Genomic DNA, 9,777 nt, shown 5'->3' with positions numbered 1-9,777 from the left:
ATGGAAAGATTTCAACACACAGCTAATTTATTAACTGTGGTACAAACCTGTCGTCGCCAGGGGCGTTCTGTGATTGAATTCTTTGAACAGTCTCTAGTGGACAGCGTTGTAGGCGATCCCTCATCAACTCTTTCTCTTATTCCTATTTTGCATACCTGAATCCTTACACTTTAACTTGACCATTTTCCAGCTTTAAAGCTTGTTTAGGATAAGTTATTACTCCCATTCCCCCCTTTTTGCGATATTTTGGTAGTTGGGGTTTATCAGTTAATTCTCCTTTGAGATACTTCTGAGAAAGTGCTTGATAAGACTTAAATGCTTCTGCTACTCCTCTAAGAGTTTGTTGTGCTGCTTGAGAATACAAAAACTGATAATTACTATTGGACTTTAACTTCTTTTCTAAGTTGTATTTGCCCGGAATCTTACCTAACTTAAAATACCACTGCCTAGCCAAATAAATCCCACAATTAATGAGTTTATTTGCTGTGGTACATAAGTATTCTAAAAACGGGATAGTTTCGGGAATTTTAATTAACTCTTGCTGACATCCATACATCTTTGATTACCTCCTTTAATAGGATAACATTAAAGAAGAGAAAATGAAAAATTTTTAAGGCGATTAAAATCCCCCGTTCGTTTTTCATCCACGCTTTAAAAAGACGTGGCTTTCAAGCTCTCGTCCATCTTTCGTAAAATTTTCCACTAAGATTATGATTATTAAGTCAATACTGAAAAATCAAGTATTGCCAAACTAAATCCTTTGTGGTTTGATTGTAAATGGTTATCCAGTTCATACTTTATATATTCCGAAATAGTATAGTTATTATCTTACAATTGAAATCTTGGGTAATTGTGAAATTTTCTACTAAGATTACTATTAAAGTCAATACTGAAAAATCAAGTATTGCTAAACTAAATCCTTTGTGGTTGGATTGTAAATGGTTATCCAGTTCATACTTTATATATTCCGAAATAGTTTATGAAAGATACAAATACTGAACCAGATAAAGTTGGTACAACAGAAGCAGCATTTCTTCTAAATATTTCTACTGCTAGACTCAGGTTACTTTTGAGGCAAGGTCGTCTCAAAGGAGCTAAAAAAGTCAAACGGTTCTGGGTAATTCCTTTAAATAGTAAAGGAATGCCAGAAATTACCCCTGGTCGTCGAGGTCCTCAAGGAACTTGGAATAAAGGATTCCGTACAGGCAATACTTTTATCCATGTGCTGCGAAGAGAAATTGACTATAACCGAGACCACGGTACTTCTCTTCCAGCAGTATCTGTCAAACAAGGAGGCAAAAACCATCGCTGCCACGAAGTAGAAATTCTGGGAAATTGCAAAATCGTCTATAGACCTCATAAACCTAACAAAAGTCAAGCTGGTGGTGCGCGGCTGTGGATTGAGGTAGAGCCTGATATTCAAATAATTCGCAAGTCTTTCCCAGATACAGAACTAGAGGAAAATCAACCTCAAGGCTTTGGTTAGCTTTAAGTCTGATTGTTAGTTAAACCGGATTTTTCTCTATTTAATAGTAATAGTATCGGTGTTGCCTTCCTTGACTTTTGGGTTGACACTAGAGATTCTTATGGAAATAATTCTGATATTTCTATGAGTAACAACCTTCCTCAAAATTCTCTTTTTAGCCTGAGTGAGCGATCGCTCCTATCTATATATTTTATTTCCTCTGACAATTTTTCTTCTCCAACCTCTGGAGTCTTGTAATTCTGCTTTTCCTGTGCCAGAACTCCTTTTTCTAGATGCTGGCAAAATTTGAGATTTAATAAAAAAAAATTTTTTATCTGAATATTGGAGATTTGAGAAAATTTGCAAAGTAGTCTATCAATGCTCTTTGATATTGACATACTCCCGACGTTGCTATATTCGCGACAACGCGGGATTCTTCAGCCAGAGAAACCCTGACCGCTGTTTCGTGTGAGGTGATGTTCTCCCCCTGTGTTGACAGCAATCCAACCCACCCCCATCCCCTCCCGGGAGGGGAGCTAGAGGGGTGGGTGAGTTATAGTCTCTATCTAGTTCTTGGCCACAATAGCTACAAGAATGCCAGCGCTCTGACAAGCTCTTAGAAACTCTGTTTAGACACTCCCAACAATGTTGAGATGTACCTTTTGGCTCTACTTTGATGACTGTATATTTAATTGTCAATATCTATGAACATGGTAAGCAAGAACGTGAAAATATCAGGAACGGGCAAGATGCCCATTCCACAAAACTATTAAAATCCCAAGCGCATTTATGCAACGCCACATTTCTAAATGCTCAAACGAGTGTCAGAGATTACTTCTGACTTCTGACTTCTGATTTGTGCGTAGCGCATATTTCCCTCCTTCTCAACCATAGATAGTAATATCATGTCCGGATAATTAGTTATAAAAAAAACTTTCTCCTTCAACTCCAGTTCTTCCTCTTCCTTCTTCCTTCTTCTTTCTTCCCTCCTGACTCCTGAGGACTGACTCCTGAGGACTCCGTAGTTATTTATTTATAACTGTTCAACCGGACATGATATAAGGGAGGAAACCCAACCCCGGAAAAACTATGGACTCAAACGTTGATAAACTGTCGCCAAACCATCTACATCCCCGACATTACCTGGAAATAAAACAACAGGTAATTCAGGAAATTGAGGATGCTCTGCGGGAGTCCGCACCATCGAACAACCAGCTAATACCTGACCCAATAATCTAGCAGTAGTTAAAGCCAAACCTTTACTTACAGTATCATTAGAGGTAATCCCACCTTTACTGATCAAAAATCCAATATCCTCGGGCAAACCCCGGACAATATCCATCAATAACTCGGAGACTGCCACACCAAACTCCAAACGCACTTGCACATTTTCAAAAGTCAATTCTTCACGACTGGTATAAACCACAGGTGTTTTCCCTTCTGCATGAACAGCATGAACTTTTTCGAGAATATTTTTGAGTAAAGTTGCTCTGTTCTTCTCAGACTCCTCAACTAAATGAGACACATTTACTTCTACACCCACTACATCAGACTCTTGTAATAATCTTTCCAACTGTTGGGTAGATTTCTTAACATGAGAACCCACAATAATTACACCTGGTTTCCCACTCCTAACATATTGCCTCATCTCTTCAGCAGCTATAGGTTGATTTCCCAAAGCAGCTAAAGAAGTTAAAATACTTGCAGCACTCCGCAATAGAAACTTTTTACCTTGACTAGCTGCTGCCAACAAATCATTGGCAAACTTGTCTAAGTCGGCTTGAGTTTCACCATCGACAACTCCACATTGGTTGCCAGTCATTTTGATCAAACGTTCTAAACTACCAGAGCGAATATCATCAAGTCTAAATTTTTCTACAGTTTCTGCTTTGATTTGACCTTTGGTTTTTTCTTCCACATAATCAGGTAAATAACTATAGGTGTAGCCAAATACTGAATCTTTGGCAAATTCTGTTTCGTGAACTGGAGTTTCTACACCATTAACCATTAAATAGTGGGTACTGTTGCGGGTGACTCTCCCACCTTCAAAAAATGCTGGAACTAGGAAATGCGCATCAAATGGACCAAGTTCGGCTGCTATGACATCTGTTTCTATGGGATAATGACCCCGTAAAGTAGAGTCAGAACGACTAACGACTAAGAAATCTTGGATATTTGATTGAGCGATCGCTTCGGTCAAGTTATGTGTAACTTCTCGTGTCACATTGGCTGCTTGGTCTGGGGTCAGGGCGCGAGTATTGGAGAGGATAAAAAATATGGGAGATTCATCAAGTAATCCTAATTTTAGGGTTTCTACATCCCACTTAGTTAGAAGTAGACAACTATGAACAGTTTGGGAACCTGTTGGGTCATCATCTAGGACAATAATTTTTGGTTGGCTGTTAGTCATATTTTTTTTGCTCATTATCTATAGAAGGCTATACCGAGATTCTCAAAAAAGTTTTTCTCAGCTTTCACTACTATATCTATAGATATGTCTCTATTTGATTAATTTTCTTCCTTTTTCTGTGTTGCTTATAAATTTTAAAACTAAAAAAGGAATAATTTTGATATTGCTCGGAGCGGTCGTACTAAAGAAATAAAACATTTATTGCACATCAGAATCACTTAATTTTTGAAAAATGAGGAATATTTTTTCGATTGATTAAACATTGGACATCAGTATAGTAAGTTGAGCTGCAGAACATAATTGCAAATTTTATTAACATTCAACTCTAAGTTTGAGCATAATCAGTATAGACAGGACTTACGCAACGATACTAACTATAGTGATAATATCCTGAAAATCACCAAATAATATACTATTTAGTAAATTTAAAATATTTCTAGCATTATTGATTGATTTTTTGCCCATTGTTTTAGTCTTTTGTTAGTCTTGAGAAAAATTTTTTTTTTAATGCTTAATGAGCTTGCTTAGTTTAACACTGAAATTGATTTTAGGTTTTCAGTCTAATTTAGGTTTTATAACTTAATTAACTACATTTGTTAATATACGAACTTGTTACGACTTGTTACAATACGAAATAACCTTATTTTCTGTCTTCTTATTTTTTGTATCTTCATTTCCAAACAAGTAGTAGTCAAAATCAAACCAAACTGTGTAGACCCCATTTTTACTATGGTTTATAAAAATACTAAATTTATCTACATCATTAGGAGGATATTTGAATTCCCGATCATCTAAAACTTTAGAGTCAGATTTTTGAGTTAAACTAGCAGTGTATTCAGACTCTTTCATAACGTCAGCACTTAAATCAGGTACATTAGTAAATTGGGGACATTTTGAGTAATCCCAATTAAGAGTTAATCTTTCGACAATAAAAGTACCACTAATATTTTGATTACCGATCATTATGTCGGCATAACTACTGCGGCTATCTATTTTATTCATATTATATGTAACTGTAGGTTCATTATATGTAACTGTAGGTTCAATATTAGAATTATCAAGAGGTGGTTTTTCACCTGTAGTTGTAGTTGTAGTTGGAGGAGTTGTAGTTGTAGTTGTAGTTGGAGGAGTTGGAGTTGTAGTTGTAGTTGGAGGAGTTGGAGTTGGAGATGATGCAAAGTTAAGAACAATACCAAGCACTAGAAGAAATAACCCTATAGGAATAGTAAATCTTTTTTGTTCTCGTGAAACCTCAATTATACCACCTATTTTTGTGACAAATCCTAAAATAATAATCAATAGTCCTGCCACAATTAGCATGGTTGGCATTTGCAAATTAAGTAATACCTTTATTACATCTGTCATGTTTTCTAAGTTCTTTAATTGTAGAATTTGACAACTTTAATTTTATTCATAACTTAACTCACTGCAAGTTTCAAATGCAAAATCAGGTTCAGTACCAGGAAGTGCTGCACAGATTCACACAACAAAGCCCAACAAAGCCATTATTCTGCTCAAAAATAAACTCACTGTAATCAGCTAAGTAATCAAGTCCTACTAAATTTAGCCAAATCTCTAAACTTAACCAGACTGTTATTTTGACCAATAAAATTTTCCATCTAACTTGCATGGGAGTATTCTCCTCAAATCTCACTGTCTGAATAACTGAAGTCAGAAGTGGGAGAATTGAACTCCCACACTTGGATAATACAACCTAAAAATCGTTAATGTGTAATCATAATGCTCATCAGAGCATACCAAGTTAAAGGACCGACAATGCCATCAACTTCTAAGCGGCTATTTTTTTGGAATTCCTTGACAGCTGCTTCAGTGTTGGAACCAAAAATACCATCTCCAACTAGAGAATAGCCCATTTCATTCAGGATAATTTGCAGACGTTCAACATCATCACCGCTGCTACCCTGACGGATAGTAGGAGGCAGTAAAGCTTCCCAAGTTTGAGAACCAACTATACCATCAACTGTTAAATTTCGGTCTTTTTGGAACTGCTTAACTGTAGTGTCAGTGCTAACACCAAAGATACCATCTTCCACTAAAGAACCATAGCCAGCATCATTGAGAAGGCGTTGTACCAGAGTTACATCAGAACCGGTGCTTCCGTTGCTTAAAACTGGTAAAGAAAAAGAACTTGAAACACTTAAAGTCATTGTTAATTCTCCTGTATTAGGATAGATGAGTATGAGAAATTAGATCGATTTGGTCAGGAACCCCAGGGCTAAAGTCCAAGAGTTTGTACATTCTTGTTGCGATCGCTCCAAGGAAACAAGCCAACACCTGACCGAATAATTAATAATTAATAATTAATAATTAAATAATTCTGGTTTAAAACTGACCCTTTTAAGGGGAAAAAGCAGTCGATCTTCGTAGCTTCCCGAAGGGTGGGATGGCGGGGTCTCGGAGCCATATCCATGAGACCAAGAGAAAAGAAATAATATTTCCTTATCTTCAATTCCGTAACGGTTAAAACCCGAGGTAATTATCAATTATCCATTATCAATTAATGAATAGCTTAAGATATCCTTTGTCTACATTAGGGGAAAAAGCGGTCGATCTTCGTAGCTTCCCGAAGGGTGGGATGGCGAGGTCTCGGAGCCATATCCATGAGACCAAGAGAAAAGAAATAATATTTCCTTATCTTCAATTCCGTAACGGTTAAAACCCGAGGTAATTATCAATTATCAATTAATGAACAGCCTAAGATATTCTTTGTCTACATTATCGGCAAGGGTTAAAGTTCTGATTGCCACGCTCTCGCTCTCAATAATATTCTTGGGAATGCGACCGCCAGTTCCATGAAGAACGAACCGGAAAGTTAAACACGGGAGCGTGGGTTAAGCCAGTACTTTCTAAAAATCGTTAATGTTGAATCTGATTGCTCATCAGAACATACCACGTTAAAGGACCGACAATGCCATCAACTTCTAAGGACATCTCTGTTTGGAATGCCTTAACATATGCTTCAGTGTTTGAACCAAAAATACCGTCTACAACTAGAGTTCCATAGTTCGTTTCATTCATGGTAATTTGCAGACGTTTAACATCATCACCGCTGCTACCCTGACCGATAGTAGGAGGCAGTAAAGCTTCCCAAGTTTGAGAACCAACTATACCATCCACTATTAAATTTCGGTCTTTTTGGAACTGCTTAACTGCGGTGTCAGTGCGAACACCAAAGATACCATCTGCCACTAAAGAACCATAGCCAGCATTATTGAGAAGGCGTTGTATCAGAGTCACATCAGAACCGGTGCTTCCGTTGCGTAAAACTGGTAAAGAAAAAGAACTTGAAACACTTAAAGTCATTGTTAATTCTCCTGTATTAGGATAGATGAGTATGAGAAATTAGAGCGATTTGGTCAGGAACCCCAGGACTAAACTCCAAGAGTTTGTACATTCTTGTTGCAGTCATATCTAGAGATGTAGCAACAAGAGTGTTTAAGTTTTAATAAGTGTATTTGAAGATAGCATCACCTAACGCTTTCCATGTTTGGGGACCTACCACTCCATCTACTGTGATGTCAGGTGATGGAAAAGGAAAAATGGCGTTATAATTTTCCTGAAACTCAGTTACTATTTGTTGGCATTGATTATCGTACTGAGCATCAAATTTCACATTACTTGTAATCAGAGATGGTCTACCTTGTTGGAAACCAAACCAATAGATTGAGGATAGTAACTGTTCAAGAAAGCGAACAGCATCTCCACTATCCCCTTCTTTTAATACTGGCAAAGTTGATACAGTCATTTGAGAAAATTCCTTAGTTTAGTTGAAGATTAGGTTAGCAATCAGTAATCAGTTTTCAAGTCGTATAATGGGGATTTTCACCCCCGAATTTTAGCTGAAGACTGAATGCTGGTAAAAAAATGGTTTGTTGATAGCTACTTTAGCCATAGCTATGGTTTTGTTAGTTTTGATTAGTGAATTCAACTCTAAACATTGATAGATTCTAATTTTGCCCAAGTTTGGGGACCAACAATTCCATCCACAGTTAAACCAGAGGATTTTTGGAAATTCTTCACAGCTTCTTCTGTTGCTACACCAAATATTCCATCAACTACCAAAGAACGAAATCCAGCAGCCTTTAACCATATTTGTAGATATTCTACATCTTCTCCAGTGCTACCAAAATACAGAGTAGCGCGGGCAATTTTCCCTGTATCTATTAATCCCCAAGTTTGGGGACCCACAATTCCATCCGCAGTTAAACCATATCGTTTTTGAAAAGCTATGACAGCTTCCTTTGTAAGATTACCAAATATTCCATCAACTACTAAGCTATTATTAGCAACAATGGCATTCAAAACTGTTTGTAAATATTTCACATCTTCACCAGTGCTACCAAGGGTAAGAGTAGCACGAGTAGTAGTTGTTTGAGTTCCAGCAAGCATAATTTTCTCCTTGTTTTTTGAATTGAGCAGGACTTAGGAAGTAAATCTATATATAGCGCATTAATTGGTCATTTCCCAGATAAAACCACTATATTAAGTGCTTTTATGTAAGTCCTGCTCTATATTTTTATCATCTCCTAGTTTTTGGGGAAGTGGGAAAATGTGCATGAGTTATCACAATTAACTTTTTATTGTGGGTGGAGGTGAATTTTCTTACACAATTAACTTTTTATTGTGGGTGGAGGTGAATTTTCTTACACATTGATTAGCACTCAGCGGTCACATTCTGCCATTACAGCAGTTTTGGAACGTAATGGTGGGAATATTAGGAAAGCCCAAAGTTTTAGCCGTCATGCTGACCCCAAGACCTTGATGGTGTACGATGATAATCTCCAGCAGCCACAAGCTGAAATGTCTGACCTATTGGAGTTTTGATGAAATATAAAATTACTTATTCTGCTGATTTCCGTTCTGGGCTGGACATTAAAACTGAATTATAACAAAGCTTTCAGGAGATGTAGCCTGATTTTACACGAACCCGTGCCCCGACTCGTAGTATTATGGTACTTGAAGCATTGTTCGGAAAAGCGAGGAATTATGAACCCTGATACAGAGAAACTGATGCAGCAATTAGAACAGCCATACGAAGGGGCTGAAATGAAGTCTTTGTATACGGCTGTGGTCACTGTAACACCGGGGCAAGAAGAACACGCCCGGATGTCAGGTCATGCGGAAAGTGAGGATGGATTATTAGCCTTAGAACTGGCGATGCCTCAAGAGCTTGGTGGTCGGGGTCAAGGAACCAATCCAGAACAACTGTTTGCTGCTGGATACGCCGCCTGTTTTCATGGGGCACTGGCTTTGGTTGCCAGAAAGATGCGGGTCGATGCGTCTAAGGCAACGGTGACGTGTCGTCACTCTTGGCAGAGATCCAGCAGATGGTGGATATAAGCTTGCTGCTGAGTTAAAAGTGGAAATGCCAAACTCAGAGCGTGAAACATCGGAGCAGGTCGTTGCTCAAGCTCATCAACTCTGTCCGTACTCAAAAGCGATTGCTGGTAATATTGACGTGAAAGTGGCGGTAGTTTAATTCTTGAGTTTTGAAGGTACTTTAACTGCTGTAGGTCTTGCTGCTAATGATGCATAGACAAGATATGTAGAAAATAGGACATAATGTCAAGCTTTATTGCAGCGAACGCGAACAAAAAAAATAGCCCCTAAGTATATAGGGGCAACGCAACAAAACACACACAAACACATACAATAGACTTGTCGCGAAATAAAACCTTAAAGTGAAATGGGAAAATTCTGGTTTTCACTGATTAAATTATCCTGCCATTAAGTAGAAATTCCAGAGTCCAGCCACAGTGAACATGAAGCGATCGTCGCGCATCTTTAATGTGATTTCGATACAATCCTCTCCCTGCATTATATCTCTTCACGCCAGATATTGTATGTTCACATTTGACGCTAACGCTACTTTTCTCTCTAT

13 protein-coding genes are annotated in these 9,777 nt (G+C 37.8%); 4 read left to right on the top strand and 9 right to left on the bottom strand.

What is annotated here, in order from left to right:
* Window positions 1-163: 163 nt before the first annotated feature.
* The gene (locus F6K06_RS32630) at window positions 164-556 is read right to left on the bottom strand and encodes a hypothetical protein (protein ID WP_124144277.1); all 393 of its coding nucleotides are present in this window, start codon (window positions 554-556) and stop codon (window positions 164-166) included.
* A 423-nt stretch (window positions 557-979) separates the two neighbouring features.
* Between F6K06_RS32630 and F6K06_RS32625 the strand changes: the two genes are divergently transcribed.
* Together F6K06_RS32625 and F6K06_RS32620 are read left to right on the top strand one after the other, a co-directional pair.
* Window positions 980-1,486, top strand: coding sequence for a DNA-binding protein (locus F6K06_RS32625; RefSeq protein WP_287244973.1), 507 nt, complete (start codon window positions 980-982; stop codon window positions 1,484-1,486).
* Between the two features lie 12 nt (window positions 1,487-1,498).
* On the top strand, window positions 1,499-1,723 hold the full coding sequence (locus tag F6K06_RS32620; protein ID WP_287244970.1) for a hypothetical protein: 225 nt from the start codon (window positions 1,499-1,501) through the stop codon (window positions 1,721-1,723).
* Window positions 1,724-1,876: 153 nt separating this feature from the next.
* Here F6K06_RS32620 and F6K06_RS34440 read toward each other — a convergent pair whose 3' ends face one another.
* From F6K06_RS34440 to F6K06_RS32580, 8 genes are all read right to left on the bottom strand, one after another.
* Window positions 1,877-2,164, bottom strand: coding sequence for a zinc ribbon domain-containing protein (locus F6K06_RS34440; RefSeq protein WP_353734927.1), 288 nt, complete (start codon window positions 2,162-2,164; stop codon window positions 1,877-1,879).
* 388 nt (window positions 2,165-2,552) lie between these two features.
* A complete protein-coding gene (locus F6K06_RS32610) occupies window positions 2,553-3,875 on the bottom strand; it encodes a four-carbon acid sugar kinase family protein (RefSeq protein WP_124144276.1) in 1,323 nt (440 codons plus the stop codon).
* Window positions 3,876-4,487: 612 nt separating this feature from the next.
* Window positions 4,488-5,240, bottom strand: coding sequence for a hypothetical protein (locus F6K06_RS32605; RefSeq protein ID WP_287244967.1), 753 nt, complete (start codon window positions 5,238-5,240; stop codon window positions 4,488-4,490).
* 88 nt (window positions 5,241-5,328) lie between these two features.
* Window positions 5,329-5,505, bottom strand: a complete 177-nt coding sequence (locus F6K06_RS32600) for a hypothetical protein (protein WP_192901090.1) — start codon at window positions 5,503-5,505, stop codon at window positions 5,329-5,331.
* 94 nt (window positions 5,506-5,599) lie between these two features.
* Window positions 5,600-6,043 carry a peptidoglycan-binding protein gene (locus tag F6K06_RS32595; protein ID WP_124144274.1) on the bottom strand — a complete coding sequence of 148 codons (444 nt, stop codon included), beginning with the start codon at window positions 6,041-6,043 and terminating at the stop codon, window positions 5,600-5,602.
* 709 nt (window positions 6,044-6,752) lie between these two features.
* A complete protein-coding gene (locus F6K06_RS32590) occupies window positions 6,753-7,199 on the bottom strand; it encodes a peptidoglycan-binding protein (protein WP_124144273.1) in 447 nt (148 codons plus the stop codon).
* Between the two features lie 139 nt (window positions 7,200-7,338).
* Window positions 7,339-7,641 (bottom strand): peptidoglycan-binding protein, encoded by a 303-nt coding sequence (locus tag F6K06_RS32585; protein WP_124144272.1) that lies wholly within the window; start codon window positions 7,639-7,641, stop codon window positions 7,339-7,341.
* Window positions 7,642-7,826: 185 nt separating this feature from the next.
* A complete protein-coding gene (locus F6K06_RS32580; protein WP_124144271.1) occupies window positions 7,827-8,285 on the bottom strand; it encodes a peptidoglycan-binding protein in 459 nt (152 codons plus the stop codon).
* A gap of 261 nt (window positions 8,286-8,546) precedes the next feature.
* Here F6K06_RS32580 and F6K06_RS32575 point away from each other — a divergent pair, with 261 nt between their 5' ends.
* Both F6K06_RS32575 and F6K06_RS32570 read left to right on the top strand, forming a co-directional pair.
* Window positions 8,547-8,720, top strand: coding sequence for a hypothetical protein (locus tag F6K06_RS32575; protein ID WP_161564433.1), 174 nt, complete (start codon window positions 8,547-8,549; stop codon window positions 8,718-8,720).
* Window positions 8,721-9,002: 282 nt separating this feature from the next.
* The gene (locus tag F6K06_RS32570; protein WP_240038873.1) at window positions 9,003-9,236 is read left to right on the top strand and encodes an OsmC family protein; all 234 of its coding nucleotides are present in this window, start codon (window positions 9,003-9,005) and stop codon (window positions 9,234-9,236) included.
* The last annotated feature ends 541 nt before the right edge of the window (window positions 9,237-9,777 follow it).

The organism is Okeania sp. SIO1H4 (assembly GCF_010672695.1).
Lineage (GTDB): Bacteria > Cyanobacteriota > Cyanobacteriia > Cyanobacteriales > Microcoleaceae > Okeania > Okeania hirsuta.
This window is presented reverse-complemented; position numbering and strand designations above follow the sequence as displayed.

What these genes read in the sequence shown, in the direction of transcription:
- F6K06_RS32625 (WP_287244973.1), top strand. Translation starts at nt 980, where the DNA reads ATGAAAGATACAAATACTGAACCAGATAAAGTTGGTACAACAGAAGCA.
- F6K06_RS32605 (WP_287244967.1), bottom strand. Translation starts at nt 5,240, where the DNA reads ATGACAGATGTAATAAAGGTATTACTTAATTTGCAAATGCCAACCATG.
- F6K06_RS32590 (WP_124144273.1), bottom strand. Translation starts at nt 7,199, where the DNA reads ATGACTTTAAGTGTTTCAAGTTCTTTTTCTTTACCAGTTTTACGCAAC.
- F6K06_RS32610 (WP_124144276.1), bottom strand. Translation starts at nt 3,875, where the DNA reads ATGACTAACAGCCAACCAAAAATTATTGTCCTAGATGATGACCCAACA.
- F6K06_RS32580 (WP_124144271.1), bottom strand. Translation starts at nt 8,285, where the DNA reads ATGCTTGCTGGAACTCAAACAACTACTACTCGTGCTACTCTTACCCTT.
- F6K06_RS32570 (WP_240038873.1), top strand. Translation starts at nt 9,003, where the DNA reads ATGTCAGGTCATGCGGAAAGTGAGGATGGATTATTAGCCTTAGAACTG.
- F6K06_RS32630 (WP_124144277.1), bottom strand. Translation starts at nt 556, where the DNA reads ATGTATGGATGTCAGCAAGAGTTAATTAAAATTCCCGAAACTATCCCG.
- F6K06_RS32600 (WP_192901090.1), bottom strand. Translation starts at nt 5,505, where the DNA reads ATGCAAGTTAGATGGAAAATTTTATTGGTCAAAATAACAGTCTGGTTA.
- F6K06_RS32595 (WP_124144274.1), bottom strand. Translation starts at nt 6,043, where the DNA reads ATGACTTTAAGTGTTTCAAGTTCTTTTTCTTTACCAGTTTTAAGCAAC.
- F6K06_RS32585 (WP_124144272.1), bottom strand. Translation starts at nt 7,641, where the DNA reads ATGACTGTATCAACTTTGCCAGTATTAAAAGAAGGGGATAGTGGAGAT.